Origin of the sequence: Verrucosispora sp. ts21, from assembly GCF_002879555.1 — a bacterium.
GTDB lineage: Bacteria > Actinomycetota > Actinomycetes > Mycobacteriales > Micromonosporaceae > Micromonospora > Micromonospora gifhornensis.
Genome location: NZ_PNOZ01000103.1, coordinates 1 through 18,695, shown reverse-complemented (window position 1 = coordinate 18,695; position 18,695 = coordinate 1). Strand labels below are relative to the sequence as shown.

15 protein-coding genes are annotated in these 18,695 nt (G+C 70.6%); 7 read left to right on the top strand and 8 right to left on the bottom strand.

What is annotated here, in order from left to right:
- Positions 1-226: 226 nt before the first annotated feature.
- The gene (locus C1A38_RS27930) at positions 227-850 is read right to left on the bottom strand and encodes a LysE family translocator (RefSeq protein WP_204291456.1); all 624 of its coding nucleotides are present in this window, start codon (positions 848-850) and stop codon (positions 227-229) included.
- A 40-nt stretch (positions 851-890) separates the two neighbouring features.
- Complete coding sequence (locus C1A38_RS27925) at positions 891-3,893, bottom strand: non-ribosomal peptide synthetase (protein WP_146017641.1); 3,003 nt, start codon at positions 3,891-3,893, stop codon at positions 891-893.
- A gap of 359 nt (positions 3,894-4,252) precedes the next feature.
- Between C1A38_RS27925 and C1A38_RS27920 the strand changes: the two genes are divergently transcribed.
- The 3 genes from C1A38_RS27920 (at position 4,253) to C1A38_RS27910 (ending at position 7,218) form a co-directional block, all read left to right on the top strand.
- Positions 4,253-5,434, top strand: a complete 1,182-nt coding sequence (locus tag C1A38_RS27920; protein WP_013732622.1) for an argininosuccinate synthase domain-containing protein — start codon at positions 4,253-4,255, stop codon at positions 5,432-5,434.
- A 69-nt stretch (positions 5,435-5,503) separates the two neighbouring features.
- Complete coding sequence (locus C1A38_RS27915) at positions 5,504-6,487, top strand: aldo/keto reductase (RefSeq protein ID WP_102660685.1); 984 nt, start codon at positions 5,504-5,506, stop codon at positions 6,485-6,487.
- Positions 6,484-7,218 carry a sulfotransferase-like domain-containing protein gene (locus C1A38_RS27910; protein ID WP_102660684.1) on the top strand — a complete coding sequence of 245 codons (735 nt, stop codon included), beginning with the start codon at positions 6,484-6,486 and terminating at the stop codon, positions 7,216-7,218. Before C1A38_RS27915 ends, C1A38_RS27910 begins: the two co-directional genes overlap by 4 nt.
- A gap of 319 nt (positions 7,219-7,537) precedes the next feature.
- Here the strand turns inward: C1A38_RS27910 and C1A38_RS27905 are convergent, their stop codons facing one another.
- Positions 7,538-8,260: an acetoacetate decarboxylase family protein gene (locus tag C1A38_RS27905; protein WP_102660683.1), complete on the bottom strand. Its 723-nt coding sequence runs from the start codon at positions 8,258-8,260 to the stop codon at positions 7,538-7,540.
- A 272-nt stretch (positions 8,261-8,532) separates the two neighbouring features.
- Here C1A38_RS27905 and C1A38_RS27900 point away from each other — a divergent pair, with 272 nt between their 5' ends.
- Complete coding sequence (locus C1A38_RS27900; protein WP_102660682.1) at positions 8,533-9,366, top strand: SigB/SigF/SigG family RNA polymerase sigma factor; 834 nt, start codon at positions 8,533-8,535, stop codon at positions 9,364-9,366.
- Positions 9,367-9,427: 61 nt separating this feature from the next.
- Here C1A38_RS27900 and C1A38_RS27895 read toward each other — a convergent pair whose 3' ends face one another.
- The 3 genes from C1A38_RS27895 to C1A38_RS27885 are packed head-to-tail and all read right to left on the bottom strand — an operon-like array spanning position 9,428 to position 12,214.
- Positions 9,428-10,021: a GNAT family N-acetyltransferase gene (locus C1A38_RS27895; protein WP_102660681.1), complete on the bottom strand. Its 594-nt coding sequence runs from the start codon at positions 10,019-10,021 to the stop codon at positions 9,428-9,430.
- Positions 10,021-11,547, bottom strand: coding sequence for an APC family permease (locus C1A38_RS27890; protein WP_102660680.1), 1,527 nt, complete (start codon positions 11,545-11,547; stop codon positions 10,021-10,023). Before C1A38_RS27890 ends, C1A38_RS27895 begins: the two co-directional genes overlap by 1 nt.
- Positions 11,548-11,587: 40 nt before the next feature.
- Positions 11,588-12,214: a GOLPH3/VPS74 family protein gene (locus C1A38_RS27885; protein WP_102660679.1), complete on the bottom strand. Its 627-nt coding sequence runs from the start codon at positions 12,212-12,214 to the stop codon at positions 11,588-11,590.
- 145 nt (positions 12,215-12,359) lie between these two features.
- On the opposite strand from C1A38_RS27885, the gene C1A38_RS27880 reads away from it, so the two are divergent.
- Together C1A38_RS27880 and C1A38_RS27875 are read left to right on the top strand one after the other, a co-directional pair.
- Positions 12,360-13,202 carry a helix-turn-helix domain-containing protein gene (locus C1A38_RS27880; RefSeq protein ID WP_102660678.1) on the top strand — a complete coding sequence of 281 codons (843 nt, stop codon included), beginning with the start codon at positions 12,360-12,362 and terminating at the stop codon, positions 13,200-13,202.
- A gap of 43 nt (positions 13,203-13,245) precedes the next feature.
- On the top strand, positions 13,246-13,446 hold the full coding sequence (locus tag C1A38_RS27875; protein WP_102660677.1) for a DUF397 domain-containing protein: 201 nt from the start codon (positions 13,246-13,248) through the stop codon (positions 13,444-13,446).
- A gap of 160 nt (positions 13,447-13,606) precedes the next feature.
- Here C1A38_RS27875 and C1A38_RS27870 read toward each other — a convergent pair whose 3' ends face one another.
- Both C1A38_RS27870 and C1A38_RS27865 read right to left on the bottom strand, forming a co-directional pair.
- Positions 13,607-14,833, bottom strand: a complete 1,227-nt coding sequence (locus C1A38_RS27870) for an epoxide hydrolase family protein (RefSeq protein WP_102660676.1) — start codon at positions 14,831-14,833, stop codon at positions 13,607-13,609.
- A gap of 242 nt (positions 14,834-15,075) precedes the next feature.
- On the bottom strand, positions 15,076-15,804 hold the full coding sequence (locus C1A38_RS27865; RefSeq protein WP_102660675.1) for a PP2C family protein-serine/threonine phosphatase: 729 nt from the start codon (positions 15,802-15,804) through the stop codon (positions 15,076-15,078).
- Positions 15,805-16,024: 220 nt separating this feature from the next.
- On the opposite strand from C1A38_RS27865, the gene C1A38_RS27860 reads away from it, so the two are divergent.
- Positions 16,025-18,637, top strand: a complete 2,613-nt coding sequence (locus C1A38_RS27860) for a glycoside hydrolase family 9 protein (RefSeq protein ID WP_102660674.1) — start codon at positions 16,025-16,027, stop codon at positions 18,635-18,637.
- The last annotated feature ends 58 nt before the right edge of the window (positions 18,638-18,695 follow it).

Genomic DNA, 18,695 nt, shown 5'->3' with positions numbered 1-18,695 from the left:
CCCTGACCCGATCGTGACGACAGATGGGGGCGCCCGATGCGACCGGGGCGCCCCCGCTGGTCAGGAAACGGCGAATATCCCGGCCACGCCGAGCACCACCATCACCAGTACGGCCAACAGCGCTCCCCGCTCCCCCTCCACCGCCTGCTCGCGGTGCTCGGTCACAGCGCGCTCTGCCGGGCGCACCCGTACCGTGAGGGCGAGGCCATGCGGTACCGGTGGAGGATCAGAGAAAGACCAGGCGGGCGGCGAGGGCCACGAAGACCGTGCCGGCGATCCGGTTGAGCAGCTTGTCGACCCGGTGCCGCCGGTGCAGCCACTCCCCCAGCCGACCGGCGGCGAGCGCGATCACCGAGTCGACCAGCAGCCCCACCAGCACGAAGAGCAGCCCCAGCACCAGCAGCTGCGCACCCGCGCCCCCGGCGTCGGCATCGACGAACTGCGGCAGGAAGGCCAGGTAGAACAGGACGATCTTGGGGTTGAGCAGGTTCGTCATGGTGGCACGCCAGAGCACCGTACGCAGCGGCACTACCGCACGCTCCTGGACCTCCGACGCCGACGAGGAGTCCAACCAGGCCCGGACACCGATGTAGACCAGGTAGGCGGCACCGACGTACTTGATCACGTCGAAGAGCACCGGCACGGCAGCCATCAGTGCCGCCAGGCCGAGCGAGACCAGCACGGTGTGCACCAGCATGCCCAGGGACATGCCGACCGACGCCACCAACCCGGCCCGGATGCCCTGGCTGACCGAGGTGGCCAGGATGTAGAGCATGTCCGGGCCGGGCGTCACGCAGATGACCAGCACCGCGACGAGGAAGACGGCCAACAGGCCAGGATCGATCAGCACAGACACCAACCACAGTGAACGGAGGTTCCGAAGAAAGGCACTACCTTGCCACATCCAACCGATCAAGAAACGCCGCCAGGTCCGCCAACGGGGAACCGGCCGCGAAGGCCTGCCCGGCCGGCTCACTGGAGGTGAAGTGCGCGGAGCTGTCGGTGAAGAGACGGTCGAAGCTGGCCGGGGCGACCGGGTCGGTGCCCTGCGGCGCCGGCAACAGCATCGCCACCCGGACCAGCCGCTCGTCCGCGTCGCCGGACGCCGCCAGCGCGCTCAGCCGGGCCCGGAACTCGGCGTAGCCGAGGTGTTCGGCACCGGCCTCGGCCAGCCGGGCAAAGATCTCCGCGTACCCGAGACCACCGGGTCGGAGCAGGTGCACCGTGCCGCCGGCCGCAGGTGCCGCACCGAGGACCGCGTCGGCCAGACAGCCGGCCAGCAGATCCACCGGCAGGTGGTCGGTGCGCGCCCCGGTCGGAAAGACCACCCCGGTACGCGCCGCCGCGTAGACCACCGAGTGCGCCAGTGACGCCCGGTTCGGCAGCCCGATCCGACGGTGCGGCCAGATCTCGCCGAGCCGGTAGACCACCGCGTCGACCCCGAAGCCGCGGGCCCGCTCCAGCAGGTGCTCGGCGACCAGCTTGGACTGGTCGTACCCGCCCGGCGGGAGCGGCTCGTCCAGTCCGGGCAACCGGTCCGGGCCGATCGGCGTCCCGGACGTGCCGCGCGCCGCGGCGGACAAGACGCTGAACGTGGAGAGCACGTGCAGCCGGCAGCCGGATCCGGCGGCGGCGAGCCGGACCAGCTCACCGGTGCCGAACACGTTGGGGCCCCGGTGGGCGCCGTAGTCGCGCAGGAAGTTGACCAGTGCACCGGCATGCACCACCGCGTCCACCGCGCCGGCCAGGGCCCGGAAGGCGGTGTCGTCGAGGCCGAGCAGCGGTGCGCCCAGGTCACCGGTGACCACCCGGACCCGCCCCTGCACCAGGGCGTGCTCCAGGGCGGTGAGCGCGTCGGTCAGCCCGTACGCCCGCAGCACCGCCACCAGCCGGGCCGCTCCGGCAGCCGGATCGGCCGCCCGGACCAGGCAGTGCAGCTCGACCTCCGGCCGGGTCACCAACTCGGCCAGTACGTGCGCGCCGACGAAACCGGTGACCCCGGTCAGCAGCAGCTGTCGGGCCAGCGTCGGTGCCGGCGGCACGCCGGCACCGACCAGGTCGCTCGGGTCGGCGTCGCGGGCCAGCAGCGCGAGATCCACCGCTGCGCCGGTGTCGCTCTGCCCGCTACCCAGCAGCCGGGCCTGGGCCCGTACGGTGTCGGCCGCCAGCAGGTGGGCCAGGGACACCGGACGGGCCTGGCGCAGGCCGAGCAGTGCGGCGAGCTGGTGGGTGAGCAGCGAGGTGCCGCCGTAGTCGGCGAAGGGCACGCTGACCGAGACCTCGGCGCGGCCGAGCACCTCACACCAGGCCGAGGCGACCAGCTCCTCCGCCGGGCTGCCGGGCGCCTCCACCGGAGCACTGCCGGCGGCCGTCCGGGCCATCTGCTCCAGGGCGCGCCGGTCGAGTTTGCCGTGTGGGGTCAGCGGAATCTCGTCCACCACGGTCACCGCCCGGGGCACGGTCTCCGGGGGCAGCGACGCCCGCAGCCAGTCGACCAGGGTGGCCGGGGTGACGGTGTGGGACTCGTCGGACCGCAGACTCACGAAGGCTGCCAGGGACCGGGCGTCGCCCTCGCCCCGGACGATCACCGCGGCGCCACGTACCGCCGGGTGCGCGGCGAGGACCCGCTCCACCTCGGCCAGTTCGATGCGGACCCCGCCGACCTTGACCTGGTCGTCGCGGCGGCCGTCGAACATCAGCAGCCCGTCCGGGGTGTGGTGACCCAGGTCCCCGGTGCGGTAGAGCAGGTCACCGGCGATCTCGGGGAACGGGTTGGGCACGAAGGCCCGGGCCGTGCGCTCCGGATCACCGAGATAGCCGGCGCCGACGCAGAGGCCACCGATGTAGATCTCGCCGACGGTCTCCGGGGGCACTGGGCGACGTGCGTCGTCGAGCACCACGGCGGCGGTGTTGCCGATGGCGGTGCCGAGGGGGATTCGGCCGGTGACCTCGGTGATCTCGTGGAAGACGGAGCCGATCGAGCACTCGGTCGGGCCGAAGGTGTTGGTCACCCGCAGGTCGGGCAGGAGCTTCCAGAGGCGGTCGAGCACCGCACCGTTGGCTTCCTCGCCACCGATCAGCATCCGGCGCAGACCGGCCAGTTCGGCGCAGAGGTCGGCCCGGAGTTCGAGGAGGCTGACCAGTGCGCCGAGCACCGAGGGGACGAAGTCGGTGATGGTCACCGCGTACCGGCCGAGGATGTGGCAGGTCTGCTCCAGGTCCAGGATGCCCTGCCGGTCGGGCAGGACCACCTGACCGCCGGTGGTCAACGGCCAGAGCAGTTGCCACATCGAGGAGTCGAAGGTCGGCTTGCTGTTCTGCAACACGATTTGCTCGGCGCCGTCACCGAAGTGGTGTGACATTGCCGCGAGCCGGTTGACCAGACCCCGATGTCTGTTCAGTGCGCATTTGGGAGTGCCGGTGGAGCCGGAGGTGAAATACCCGTAAATCAGGTCGTCCGGGCCGGGGCGTGGGCCGGTCGGAGTTCCGCTCACCAATTGTGTGCGGTCAATTATCAGAACATGGTCGGCGGTGCCGAGGCCGACCAGTGCCGGTGCAGTGGCGGCCACGGCGAGGACGACCCGGGGCGAGAGTTGACGGAAGAGTTCGGCGAGCCGGGACGCCGGCCAGCCCGGGTCGACCGGCACGAAGGGGGCACCGACCTTCATCGCCGCCAGCAGACCGATCGGAAACTCGACGCCCTCGGCGATGACCAGCGGGACGAAGTCACCGACGCCCACCCCGCGCTCGACCAGACTCTCGGCCAGCGCCTCGGCATGCTGGTTGAGCTTGCGAAACGTGAGGGTCTGGTCGCGGAAGCGGACGGCCGGCCGGTCCGGGGTCCGCGCCACCGTGGCCTCGAAGAGGTCGATGACCGAGCTTTCGGCCGGCACCGGCAGGATGGGCCCGAGACCGGCCCGGAGCGTAGCGGCGGGTCGTGGTGCGGATGATCGGGCGTCCAACGCTCGTCCCTTCTGCCGTGCCGCCGGCAGGTGTCGCCAGCGCGCACGGTCGAGGACCGGCGATTCACTGGGAATCGTCAGGCCATAGTGGATCTGGGTGTGATATGACCGAAATAATGGTTGCCGATCGTCGGCTCGGATTCGATTTACGCAAATCGAGTTACGTTTTTAACATAGACCAGCTTGTCGCGACAGTCCTTGATGAGTGACGGATCAGGTTGCTAGGGTGTGCCGGCCCTGCCAGGAGCCCTAACGGGCAGTGCTGCCCAATGACGAGAGGCACCGAACACATGCGACACGGGGACCTCGCCGACCAACGCGTCGGCGTCTTCCAGGCCGGTGGCCTCTCCAGTCTGGCCCTCGGTGTGTGGCTACGGGAGCAGGGCGTGGCCAGTCACCACTACGTCGCCGACCTGGGACAGAGCGACCCGGACGAGATCGCCGACCTGGTCGCCTCGCTGCGCGACGCCGGCCTGCCGGCCAGCGTCGTCGACCTGCGCCCCCGGATGGCCGAGATCGGTCTCGACCTGCTGCGTTACCAGGCGCGACATGACGGCGGTTACTGGAACACCACCGGTGCGGCCCGGCTCGTCCTCGTCGAGCAGCTGACCCCGGTGCTGCGGGCCGACGGCTGCACGGTGCTCGCGCACGGCTGCGTGGGCGGCGGCAACGACCAGCGTCGCTTCGCCGCGTACGCTCGGGAGTTCGCCCCCGACCTTCGGGTCTACGCCCCCTGGACCGACCCGGACGCCCTCGAGCGCTTCGCCGCCGGCCGGGGCGCCATGCTCAACGCGGTCAAAGACGCCGGCTTCTTCCTCGACCGGGGCAGCGACGCCGACCGCTCCACCGACGCCTGCCTCGCCGGCGCGTCGCACGAGTCCTCGGCCCTGGAGGATCTGGCCACCCCGGTCGACGCCGGCAGCCTGACACCCCGCTGGAGCGTCTATCCGAGCGAGGCACCGGCACAGGCCGAGACGGTCGCGGTCAGCTTCGACGCCGGCCGGGTCACCGATGTCGACGGCAGCGGTCCCGACCCGGTCGACGTGCTGCGTACCGCCCGGGATCTCGGTGCCCGGCACGGCGTCTGGTTGCGCGACGTGGTGGAACGCCGGATCATCGGCACCCGGTGCCGGGGCGTCTACGAGGCACCCGGGCTGGAGATCCTCGACACCGCCTGGCAGCGGGTGCTGGAGGTCTGCCTCGATCCGCACGCCCGAGGGCTCTACCAGTCGCTCGGGCCGGTGCTCGGCGCGGCGGTCTACGAGGCCCGCTACGCCAGTCCGGTCGCGGCGGCCGCCCGCGCGGCGATCGACGAGCTGGTCCGCCCGGCCACCGCCACGGTTCGGCTGGTCCTGCACCGGGGCACCGCCCGGGTCGCCGGCATCGACGCCCCCGGGGTCGGCCACGACCAGCAGACCCGCTTCGGCACCGGCGGCAACCGGTGGCGCGAGCCGATCGTCGGCCTGCGCTGACGGCACGTCACCGGCGCCCGGCCCGGTCCCGCACCACCATCGAAGGCAGCGACAGGACAGGAGAGGTCCGTGCAGTACCGCAGGTTCGGTCGGTTGGGCTGGTCGGTCAGTGACGTCGGTTACGGCATGTGGGGCATCGCCGGTGGCGAGGGGGGTTGGAGCGGCGCCGACGACGCCACCGGCCACGCCGCCCTCGACGCGGCGGTCGAGGGGGGTTGCAACTTCTTCGACACCGCCTGGATCTACGGCCGCGGCCACAGCGAGGTGCTCCTCGGTGAGCTGCTGCGCCGGCATCCGGACCGCCGGCTCTACGTGGCCACCAAGATCCCGCCGAAGGACCGTAACTGGCCGTCCACCAGGGAGTCGAGGCTCGAGGACGTCTTCCCGGCCGACCACGTCCGGGAGTACCTGCACAAGAGCCTGGAGAACCTCGGCGTCGAGCGGATCGACCTGTTGCAGTTCCACGTCTGGGAGGACTCCTGGGCCGAGGATCCACGCTGGCAGGACATGGTGCGGGAGCTGCGCGAGTCGGGGTTGGTCACCGGGATCGGGCTCAGCCTCAACCGCTGGGAACCGTGGAACGGCATGGCCGCGATGCGTACCGGCCTGGTGGACGCCGTCCAGGTGATCTACAACATCTTCGACCAGGCCCCGGAGGACGAACTCTTCGGTCTCTGCCAGGAGCTGGACGTGGCGGTGATCGCCCGGGTGCCCTTCGACGAGGGGACGCTGACCGGCACCCTGACCATGGAGAGCACCTGGCCCGAGGGTGACTGGCGCAACAGCTACTTCGTGCCGGAGAACCTCGCCGCCAGCGTCGCGCGGGCCGAGGCGCTGGCCAAGGACGTACCGGACGGGATGACCATGCCGGAGCTGGCGCTGCGGTTCATCCTCGCGCACCCGACGGTCAGCACGGTCATCCCCGGCATGCGCAAGATCCATCATGTGCACGCGAACCTGGCCACCAGTGACGCGCCCCCGCTGGAGGAGTCGGTACTGGCCCGGCTGCGCGAGCACCGCTGGGACCGCCAACCCACCGCCTGGTCCCAGTGAGCGGCACCCCGGTGATCGCCCTCTGGGCGGTGCCGCGCTCCCGCTCCACGGCGTTCCTGCGGATGCTGATCGAGCGCGGTGACCTGGCCGTCGTGCACGAACCCTTCTCCAACCTGGCGGCCGTGGGGCACTTCGACATCGACGGCGAGCGCGCCGCCAGCATCGGTGAACTCTTCGACCTGCTGCTCGCCCTCGGCCGGCGCAGCGGACAGCGGGTCTTCCTCAAGGAGACCACCGACTACCCCTACGACGAGATCCTGCGCGACCGGCGGCTCTACACCGACGTCACCAACACCTTCATGATCCGGGACCCGGCCGCCGTGGTCGCCTCGCACTACGCGATGAACCAGTCGGTCGAATGCGACGAGATCGGCTTCGAACGACTGCACGGCATGGTCGAGGCGGTCCGCGCGGTCACCGGGGAGGTCCCGCTGGTGCTCGACGGCGACGAGGTGGCCGCCACACCGGAGGCGGCCACCGAGCGGTTCTGCCAGGTGACCGGGCTCCCGCACCGCCCGGAGGCGCTGCGCTGGCAGCCCGGCGAGCAGCAGGCCTTCGCGCGCACCCGGGCGTGGCACCGGGAGGTGGAGGCGAGCAGCGGCTTCACCACCCGGACCACCCGCCACGAGGTACGCCCCGACAACGACCCCCGGCTGGCCGCGCTGGAGGCGTACCACCGGCCGTTCTACCAGGCGCTGCACGCGCTGCGGTTCTCGCCGCACCCGGCCTGAACAGCGCCCGGACTGCAGTCCCGACGACCTTCCACGGCCGGTGCCGGGTCACTCCTCGCTGGCGGCATGCAGGGCGTTCGCGGCCCTGACCCGATCGTGACGACAGATGGGGGCGCCCGATGCGACCGGGGCGCCCCCGCTGGTCAGGAAACGGCGAATATCCCGGCCACGCCGAGCACCACCATCACCAGTACGGCCAACAGCGCTCCCCGCTCCCCCTCCACCGCCTGCTCGCGGTGCTCGGTCACAGCGCGCGTCGTCTCGCCGGGCATGGTGCGGCCTCCTCGAGGTAGGGGTGTATGCCGATCCAGCCCCTGGGTTACCCGTATGGGCCCGCGGAAACCCCCGTCGCGCCACCGGACGGCTCCAATTCGCCCCACACCGTCAGCCCGCCCGGGTAGGCGAACGACGACCGCGGGGCGTAATAGCCCCAGGCGATGGTGAGCGGGTTCTCCGGACGCAGCGCGTAGATCGGATGCTCGGGTTCGAGGAACTCCACCGACTCGATCTCGAACTCGCCGACCGGTTCGGAGACGACCGGATAGATGCTGCTGACCAGCTGCCCGCCCAGGGCGGTGAGGTAGCGGTGGTGACCGTTGTGCATGCTGGTGCCCGTCTCACCGACGCGGGCCTGGGACCGGATCACCGGCACCCCACCGATCTCCGTCTCGGCCACCACCTTGTCGTGGTCCGACCTGATGGTGGTGCTTCCGGCCAGGGCGGGAGCGCCGCGGGCGAGGGCGTAGCCGCGGACCTGTTCGCTGGAGGTCACGTAGTGGGTCCACCAGCCGCCCGGGGTCACCCCGTCCGGGGCGGGCACGTCGGCCAGGGTCACCCCGAGATAGGCAAGCGAGTACGCGCCGAACCCGGAGGTCTGGGCGGCGTCGTCGACCACGTACTGGTTCATGAACACCTGCCGGTCCGGATGCGGTCGCAGGCCGGCCGGGACGAGCGCGGCCACCGCGTCGGGATCCGCCGGTAGCCAGCTGAAGTAGAGCGCGCGGCTGTTGACCACGAGGTGGGGTACGGCAGGGTCGAGCACGGCGCCTCCGGACAGGGGATGTACCGCGACGCTACGTCCAGTCCCGTCCACGGGACAAGGACGAAAACGCGACAGTCACCATCTTTGCGCCATCGAAACCACCGACACGTGTCTGATTCATGTCGTTTAGCGACTTAAAATCACTTAAAGACATCGTCCGTTCGGCTAGATTTCCGCCGCACTATCAGGCTATGGTGACTCCCGAACGTACGAACAGCGCCCAACCAAAGCGTCACGTCTTTATCCGCGGACGAGGTGCAGGGAGGACCACCATGACCGCGCCAACGATCACCGAGCCGGCAACCGAGCCGGCAACCGCACCGACGACCGCGGCGAAGCTCGACCCGCGAGCGCTCACCGACAGCGCCACCGACCTGCTCAACGCGATGGCCGCGCTACCCGCCGGGCACCCGTCCCGTGCCGCGCTGCGCGACCGGGCCATCGAGGCATGGCTGCCGCTGGCGAACCACCTCGCCCACCGCTACAGCGGCCGGGGCGAGCCGACCGACGACCTGGCCCAGACCGCGGCGGTCGGCCTGATCAAGGCGATCGACAAGTTCGATCCCACGCGCGGCGTCGACTTCGCCGGCTACGCGATCCCCACCATCATCGGCGAGCTCAAGCGCCACTTCCGCGACCGCACCTGGGACATCCGGGTCCCCCGCCGGTTGCAGGAACTGCGCCTGGCCATCTCGGACGCCAACAGCTCGCTGCTGCAGACCCTCGGCCGCTCGCCGACGGTCGCCGACATCGCCGCCCACCTCAAGCTCACCGAGGAAGAGGTGCTGGAGGGCCTGGAGGGTGCCCGCGCCTACAACGCGGTGTCGCTGTCCACGCCCACCGGCGACGGCGACCGGGCGACCGAGCTCGGCGACATGCTCGGCGGCGAGGACAGCGAGTTCGAGCTGGCCGAGCTGCGGGTGGCGCTGGGCCCGGCACTGGCCACGCTGGACGAGCGCGAGCAGAAGATCCTGACGCTGCGCTTCTACGGAAACCTGACGCAGTCGCAGATCGCCGACCAGATCGGCGTCTCGCAGATGCACGTGTCCCGGCTGCTGGCCCGGGCACTGACGAAGCTGCGGGGGCAGCTCGACGGAACGTACTAGGAGGGGGTGGCGACGATGGCCGGGCCGGCGGGCCCGGCCATCGTCGTGTCCGGGGTCATTCTCAGTTGTTGCCCGGTTCTCGCCACATCGGCCAGAACGGCGTGCCGTCCGGCAGCCGGAACGGCTCGGAGACCCGGTAACCGTGCCGCGCGTACAGGTCCCGGCTGGTCTCGCTGCTCGCCTCCAGATAGGCCGGTACGCCGTTGGCGTCCAGCCAGGCATGGTGGTGCCGCATCAACGCGCTCCCGACACCCGTGCCCTGGCGGTCCGGCCGCACGGCCAGCATCGCCAGATGGTGGTGGTCGGCATGCGGGTGGTTCGCCGCGAACAGCTCGTCGAGGTGGGCGAAGCGGGGCGTCCACTCCCCGCACGCGGCGGCCAGCCGGGCGTCGTAGTCCTCCGGCTCGGGCAGCGGATCGCCGACCGACGGCAGCCAGACGGCCACGCCGACCCGGTCTGCGGTGCCGAAGACCAGCCCGTGCCGCAGCGCGTGCGACACGACGATCTCGAACTGGGCGGCCAGCACCGCTTCCCGCTTGGCCTCGTCCGGCACCAGCCACCGGGTCGCGTCCAGCACCAGGAACGCCTCGGCGATCCGTTCGGCCACCCACCGCGCGTCAGTGGGGCCGAGGCGCTCGATGTCCGCCTGCGTCATCACCGCACCCCCGTCGTGGGCTGCACCGGATCGGTGTCCGCCGGGGGCAACCCGACGACCGCCGCGGTGCTCTCCGCACCCAGTCCGATCCGGGCGTACGTGTCGGGGCGGGTGCGCCGCAGCACCACACCCCAGAGCACACCGATCGCGGCGGCGACCGGGTACGCCGCCGGGAAGAGCCAGCGCAGCGGCGAGTCGGGTTCCACGCCGAGCAGGTTGGCGAAGTTCTGCACCGCCAACACGATGATCGCGAACAGCGCGATCGCGGCGATGCCGGGAGCGATCAGCCGGCGCCACAGGGTCTCCTGCTCACCGCTGCGCGCGAAGTACACGATGATCGCGATCGCGGTCGTCGCGATCAGCAGCAGCACACCGAAGCCGCCACTGGTGCCCAGCCAGAAGAACAGTTGCAGCACCGGGTCCCAGCCGTTGACGGCGTACAGCAGGATCACCGCCAGGCCGAGCGCGCTCTGCGCCAGCGAGGCGGCCCGGGGCGCGCCGGTGACCGGCGAGGTCCGCCCGAACGCCGCCGGCAGCACCCGCTCCCGGCCGAGCGCGAAGGCGTACCGGGCGGTCGTGTTGTGGAACGAGATCATGGCGGCCAGCACCGAGGTCAGGAAGAGCGCCTGGCCGATGGTGAGCACGGTGTCGCCCAGGTGCGCCCCGGCGAGGTTGAAGATCAGGTCGATGCTCTGGGTGCCGGCCTCCTCGACGATGCGGTCCGGTCCCACGGCGACCGTCATGCTCCACGAGGAGAGCGCGTAGATCACGCCGATGATCGCCACGGACAGGTAGGTGGCCATCGGTACGGTCCGCTTCGGGTCCTTGCTCTCCTCGCTGAACACCACCGAGGCCTCGAAGCCGACGAAACCCAGGATCGCCAGCACCAGGACCGCGCCGACCCCCGGCACGAAGAAGTTGTCCGGCGAGAAGGCCGCGAAGGTGGCGCCACCGGCGGCCGGGTTGCTCAGCTGACCCAGGTCGAACAGCACGATGATGGCGATCTCGGCGCAGAGCAGCGCGGCCAGCACCATGCCGTTGATGTCCACCCGGAGCAGGCCGAGGACCCCCACCAGCGCCCAGGCCACCAGCGCCACGATCCACCACTGTGGGGTGATGCCGAAGAGCCGGTCCAGTACCGGCGTGGCCGCCGCGCCGATGGTGCCGTAGAGCCCGACCTGCAACGCGTTGTAGGCCAGCAGCGCGACCCAGGCCGTGCCCACCCCGGCGGGGCGGCCCAGGCCACGCGCGACGTAGGCGTAGAAGGCGCCGGCGTTGGCCATCCGGCGGGCCATCGCCACGTAGCCGGCGGAGAAGATGGCAAGCACGGCGGCGACCGCCAGGAAGGCCAGCGGGATGCCGAGCACACCGATGACCCCGTAGCCGGTGGTGACCACCCCGGCGACCACGGTCAGCGGCGCCGCCGCGGACAGGACGAAGAAGACCACGGAGGGTACGCCGAGACGGCCACGGGCCAACGCTTCGGAGACGTTGCTTGGTCGCTGCGATGTCACTGTGGAGGACATGGGAGCTCCGGTGTGAGAGTGAGGGGTAGGGGGTGCCGGCTCAGGGAATGCCGCGCAGCACGGCCGCGCCCACGGCGGCCTCGGTGTGCGCCACGAGTTCCTTCAGCGGCGCCGGCAACGCGGGGATGATCAGATTGAGCCGGTGGTGTGCGCGGGGGCCGGCGCTCCACAGCACCTCCCGGGTCAACCCGGCGGAGGCGACGAGGCCGAGCAGCAGCGCGTCAGGCACGCTGGGCGGATCGGGGCGTTCCAGCACCGCGCGCAGCCGGGTGGCCGGCCAGGCGGCCACGTTGGGGTCGATCGGTACGTAGCTGACGGTGGTGCGCAGCAGTCGGCGGCTCTCCTGCCGGCGTAGCGCGCCGGCCCGGGCGAGCCGCTCCCCCACCGCGGTCACCGCGGTCTGCGCGAGGAAACTGAGCCAGGTGCGCACCGACTGGTGCTGGGCCTCACCGATCAGCTGGTCGAGCACGGTGTGCGCCAACGCGTCGGCGGGCGGGCGGCGGTCGATCACGCCGACCTGACCGTTGGCGACGGTGACGTGTCCGTAGAGGATCAGCTCACCGAGCAGGCCACCGGCCAGACCGAGGCCGGTTGCCGCCGGATGCAGCTTCGCCTTGCCCCGGATGTCGTTGTGCGCGATCAGGAAGAACTCGTCGGCGATGAGCACCGGTCCTCCCCCGAATCGCCGTCCATTGTGATCGCTAACTCGGGGGCAAGCATGCACCTAGGACCCATTCAATGCAACTCCCGTTTTCGGCAGTTGCACTCCGTGCTGATGCGACCTGCAGGTTTTCCCGTGACAGACTCGGAGGGTGACCGCGAGCCCCACTGTCCGCCGCCGCCGCATCGCCCGGGAACTACGTCAATTGCGCGAACGCGCCGGAATGACCCTGGATGTCGCCGCCCGGCAGCTGGACATGTCCAAGAGCAACCTTTCCCGCATCGAGAACGCCCAGATCGGCATCAAGCCGCGCGACGTACGTGCCGCGCTGGCGCTGTACCAGGTGACCGGAAGCGACGCCGAGGCGCTCATCGAGATCGCCCGCAGCGCGCAGCAACGCGGCTGGTGGCAGCACTACAGCGACGTGCTGCCGGAGTGGTTCGAGTTCTACGTCGGCCTGGAGGCCGAGGCCGCCACCCTGCGCACGTACGAGGCCGAGGCGGTGCCCGGCCTGTTGCAGACCGAGGCGTACGCCCGGGAGGTCTACCGCCTGACCGCCGGCGAGGAGGACCTCGACCGCAAGGTCGCCGCCCGACTACGCCGGCAGAACGTGCTGCGCGGCGATCAGCCGGTCGAACTGTCGGTGGTGTTGAACGAGTCCGTGTTGTTACGCCCGGTTAGCGATCGAGGCGTCATGGCGGGGCAACTGTCTTATTTGGAGGATGTCGCTCAGTTACCGAACGTCACAATCCAGGTACTACCGTTCGAGGCCGGCGGCCACCCCGCACTGAACTCCCCGTACGTGATCCTCACGTTCCCCGACGCCGCCGACGCCGCCGTGGTCTACCTGGAAAATCTCACGACAGGCCTGGCACTGGAAGAGGCTGCGCAGGTGCGCTCGTATAGCCTTGTGCACGAGAGGCTGCGCCAGCTGGCGCTGGATCCGGCGGCATCCCTGGTCCGCCTCAAAGAGGCCTCTCGCTACTTTACGTGATCGCGTCGCCGCGATCACCCTGAGTACCGATGAAGGGATCGCGATGACCGCGCTCGACCCGTCCCGAGCGAAGTGGCGCACCAGCACCCGCAGTGTGGGCAACGGCAACTGCGTGGAGGTCGCCACACTCGACGGTCATGTCGCGGTGCGGGACAGCAAGGACCGCGGCGGACCGGTGCTGACGTTCCCACCGTCGGCCTGGACCGCCTTCGTCGACGGCCTCCACGACGCCGACGGCCGCTGACCCGGCCCGCGCCGAGAGACGCACACCGACGTCGGACAGCGGCAGCACCCCCGTTGGAGGGCTACCGCTGTCCGACGTCGGCCGGGAGCCAGGTCGACGGCGTTTCACTCGGGCGGCGTACGGACCTCTCGCCGCGACGCCACCGGCACTCAGGACATCGCTAACGCAGCGACCGGAAACCGGCGCGCAGCTCCTCGGCGAAGACCTCCGGCTGCTCCCAGGCGGCGAAGTGCCCGCCCTTGTCCAGCCGGTGGTAGTAGACGAGATTCGGATACGCACGCTCGACCCAGCTGCGCGGGGCCTGGTACAGCTCGTCGGGGAAGGCGCTCACCGCAGCCGGTACGGAGACCCCCTTGGTGGCGAAGAAGGAGAGCGGATTCTCCGCGTACAGGCGCGACGCGGAGACCGCCGTGTTCGTCAGCCAGTAGAGCGTGATGTTGTCCAGGACGTCGTCACGGGTGAGGCCCACCTGACGTCCGGCGAACGCCTGCGAGATCAGATCCAGGCTACGGGCGTCGTGGTCGAGCAGGAACGCCGCCAGCCCCACAGGTGAATCCGCCAGCGCGGTGAGCGTCTGCGGCCGGGTCGCCATCATCAGGGCGTACGCGACGTGCTTCCACACGAAGTCCAACTGCTCGCTGGCGTGCCTCTCCTCGGCACTGAGACCGGCCGGCAGGGAGCCGAGCGCGTTTGTCGCCCCGGAGATGTCGGACTGGAACAACGCGTCGAGGTCCGGTGGCACCGCGCCGGGCATGTTGGTGTGGATGCCGAGCAGCTCCGCCGGCGCCTGCACCCCCATCAGGTCGGTGATGATCGCGCCCCAGTCGCCGCCCTGGGCGACGAACCGGGTGTAGCCGAGCCGCCTCATCAGTTCCGTCCAGGCGCGGGCGACATGCTCCGGCCCCCACCCCGGCACCGACGGCTTGCCGGAGAAGCCGTGGCCGGGCAACGACGGGATCACCAGGTGGAAGGCGTCGGACTCGGATGCCCCGTACGCCGTCGGATCGGTCAGCGGCCCGATGATCTTCAGCTGCTCGATCACGGATCCGGGCCAGCCGTGCGTGACGATCAGCGGTAGCGCATCCTCGTGCCGGGACCGGACGTGGATGAAGTGGATGTCCAGGCCGTCGATCTCGGTCAGGAACTGCGGCAGGGCGTTCAGTCTCGCCTCGACCTTGCGCCAGTCGTACTCGTTCTCCCAGTAACGCGCGAGTGCCTGGATGGTGGCCAGCGGCACGCCCTGCGACTGGTCGTCGACGGTCTCCTTCTCCGGCCAGCGGGTGGCCGCGATGCGCCTGCGCAACGCGTCGAGCTCCGCCTCGGGAATCTGCACTGTGAACGGCCGGATCTGCTCGGTGCGTACCGGCGCTTCGATCTTGACAGCCATGCAGGTCTCCTGTCCCCGTCGATCAGGATTACGCAGGTGGGATCGCCGACCGTCGCCCTTCGCCGGCGCGCATCCCGCAGACGGCGGCTGTCTCGGCCAGGTGGGTTGTCGAGAACCAGACCGCCTCAGCCCAACACTAGGTCTCACCGCCGTGACGGCGAGCGCCCTCGGAGCAACGTCCCGTCCGTGCCCGCTCACGGTGTTCGGCGGGATGCCGCAAGCGGTACCGCCCGCTGGCCGGCTCAGCCCTCGTCGACCACGTCCGCGACGACGACAGTGACGTTGTCCGGTCCACCGGCCCGCAGGGCGAGGTCGATCAGCCGACGCGCGCACTCCTGACGGTCCGGATACTCGGCAAGCACTTCGGCCAGGGTCTCGGCGCTCACGACGTTTGACAGCCCGTCGCTGCACAGCAGCCAGCGGTCGCCGGCCCAGGGCACCATCGTCGCGTACGTCGGTGAGATCTCCTCGCCCTGCAGCGCCTGGGTGACCACGGCCCGGCGAGGGTGGCTGCCGGCCTGGTCGGGGGTGATCAGTCCCTGGTCGACGAGCATCTGCACGAAGGTGTCGTCCCGGGTGATCTGCTTGAGCACTCCCTCGCGGAACAGGTACGCCCGGGAGTCGCCCACGTGCGCCAACGCCAGGCAGCTGCCGGTACGCGCGAACAGCAGCGCGGTCAGTGTGGTGCCCATCCCCTGCCGCTGCGGATCCTCGGCGACCGCCTGGCGGATCCGGTCGGTGGCCAACTGGATGCCGCTCTGCAAGGCGGCTACCAACGCGTGCTCGGGAGTCTCCACGTCCAGCGGCGCCATCGCCTCGATGGCGATCGAACTGGCCAGGTCGCCAGCGGCCATGCCGCCCATGCCGTCGGCGACCGCGACCAGCCAGGCACCAGCGTGCAGGGCGTCCTGGTTACCGCTGCGGATCAGCCCACAGTCGCTCGTTCCGGCAGAACGTAGCTTCAGGGTCATGGCACGCAGCCTGCCAGGCGAAGGGCGCGGTTGTCTCTAGGAGATCGGGACGACCGGGCGTGGCGCGGCAAATCTCACTGCTGAACGCCCCGAAAGAAGATCGGGTGCGATCGATTGACACGGTCGGCTGCGCCTGGAAACATGCCCGATACCTGGGAGCGCTCCCAGCTTCTTTTCTGACACCAATCGCCCGTCCCCCTGTTCGTCGGAAGGACCCCCCGTGACGCCACCCCGACGTCGTCTCGCGGTACTCGCCGCGGCAACCGCCGTGGCGCTGGCCGGCACCACCGCCGGCACCGCGTACGCCGACCCCCCGGCAGACGCCCCCGAACAAATCAACAACGGCGACTTCAGCAACGGATCGTCGCCCTGGTTCTCCTTCGGCACCGGCCCGCTCGGCGTCGTCGACGGCGAGTTGTGTACCACCGTCGCCGGCGGCCTGGCCAACCCGTGGGACGCCGGCATCGGCCACGACGGCGTCCCGCTGATCGCCGGCGCCGAATACACCCTCGGCTTCGACGTGCACGCGACCCCGGGCACGTCGGTGACCGCCGTGCTGCAACTCGGCAGCGCGCCCTACACCGGCTACTACTCGGTCACCGCGGCTGCCACGCCCACCCTGCAACGCGTCGAGCGGACCTTCGTCGCCTCGACCGACGACAGCCGCTCCCAGCTGATCTTCCAGGTCGGCGGCGGCGCCCAGGAGCAGACCGTCTGCCTGGACAACGTCTCGCTGCGCGGCGGCAACCCGCCCGAGCCGTACGAGCCGGACACCGGCCCCCGGGTCCGCGTCAACCAGGTCGGCTACCTGCCGCACGGGCCGAAGAACGCCACAGTGGTCACCGACGCCACCGAGGCGCTGCCCTGGCAGCTGAAGTCCGCCTCCGGTGCGGTCCTGGCCAGCGGCACCACCACCCCGCGCGGTGTCGACCCGGCGTCGGACCAGAACGTCCACTCGGTCGACTTCTCGTCGTACCGCACCCCGGGGCAGGGCGTGACGCTGACCGTGGACGGCGAGGTCAGCCACCCGTTCGACATCTCCGGCACGATCTACGAGCAGCTGCGCTCGGACGCGCTGCAGTTCTTCTACATCCAGCGCAGCGGCATCGCCATCGACGGTGACCTGGTCGGCGAGGAGTACGCCCGCCCGGCCGGACACCTGGGCGTCGCACCCAACCAGGGCGACACCGACGTGCCCTGCCAGCCCGGCGTCTGCGACTACCGGCTCGACGTGCGCGGCGGCTGGTACGACGCGGGCGACCACGGCAAGTACGTGGTCAACGGCGGCATCGCCACCTACCAGCTGCTGAGCGCCTTCGAGCGGACCAAGAACGCGGCCACCGCCGGGTTCGGCGCCGACCTCGGCGACGGCACGCTGCGGCTGCCCGAGCGGGACAACGGGGTACCGGACATCCTCGACGAGGCCCGCTGGGAGCTGGAGTTCCTGCTGCGCATGCAGGTGCCGGCCGGCAAGCCGCTGGCCGGGATGGCCCACCACAAGATCCACGACCAGAACTGGACCGGTCTGCCGTTGCAGCCCGAGGACGACCCGGAGCTGCGCGAGCTGCACCCGCCGTCGACCGCCGCCACGCTGAACCTGGCCGCCGTCGCGGCCCAGTGCGCCCGACTGTTCGCCCCGTACGACGCCGAGTTCGCGCAGCGCTGCGGCACCGCGGCGAAGACCGCCTACGCCGCGGCGAAGGCCAACCCGACCCGGTACGCCAGCCCGACCGACGGCAACGGCGGTGGCGCGTACGACGACAGCAACGTCACCGACGAGTTCTACTGGGCGGCGGCCGAGCTGTACCTGACCACCGGTGAGGCCGGCTACCTGGCCGACCTGACCGCCTCGCCGCACCACACCGGCGACGTTTTCGACGCCCGTGGCTTCGGCTGGCAGAGCGTGGCCGCGCTGGGCCGCCTCGACCTGGCCACCGTGCCCAGCGGGCTGCCGACCGCCGAGGTGACCCGCATCCGGGCGTCGGTCACCGACGCCGCCGACCGCTACCTCGCCGAGATCGCCCGGCAGGCGTACGGGCTGCCGATGCCGGGTGATCCCGGCAGCTACTTCTGGGGCGGCAACAGCAGCGTGATCAACAACGCGGTCGTGCTGGCCACCGCCTTCGACCTGACCGGGCAGGCCAAGTACCGCGACGGCGCGGTGCAGACGATGGACTACATCTTCGGCCGCAACGCGCTGAACATCTCGTACGTGACCGGTTGGGGCGAGCACGCCGCGGAGAACCAGCACAGCCGCATCTTCGGCTACCAGCTCGACCCGAGCATGCCGAAGCCGCCCGCCGGCTCGCTGGCCGGCGGTCCCAACGCCGCCCTGCAGGACCCGTTCGTGGAGCAGCTGCTCGCCGGCTGCGCCCCGATGTTCTGCTACGTCGACGACATCGCCTCCTACTCGACGAACGAGGTGGCGATCAACTGGAACTCGGCGCTGTCCTGGATCGCCTCGTTCCTCGCCGACCAGGGCGACTCGGCGGCAGTGCCGGCACCCAGCTGCTCGGTGACGTACACCAACTACGGCTCCTGGCAGGGCGGCACCGGCTTCACCGGCCAGCTGACCATCCGCAACACCGGCACCACCACCCTGAACGGCTGGACCGCCAAGTTCGCCTTCACCGGTGACGCCAAGGTGCGCGAGGCGTGGATGGCCGACGTGAAGCAGTCCGGCGCCACGGTGACCGCGAAGAACGAGTCGTACAACGGCAACATCGCCCCCGGCGGCACCGCGATGTTCGGCTTCAACGCCACCACCGGCAAGGGCGCCAACCCCGCCCCCAACCTGATCACGGTCAACGGCGCTCCCTGCACCGTCTCCTGATCCCCGGGTGGGGTGCCGTCGGCGACCGGCACCCCACCCGGCCCCACCCCCTACTTCC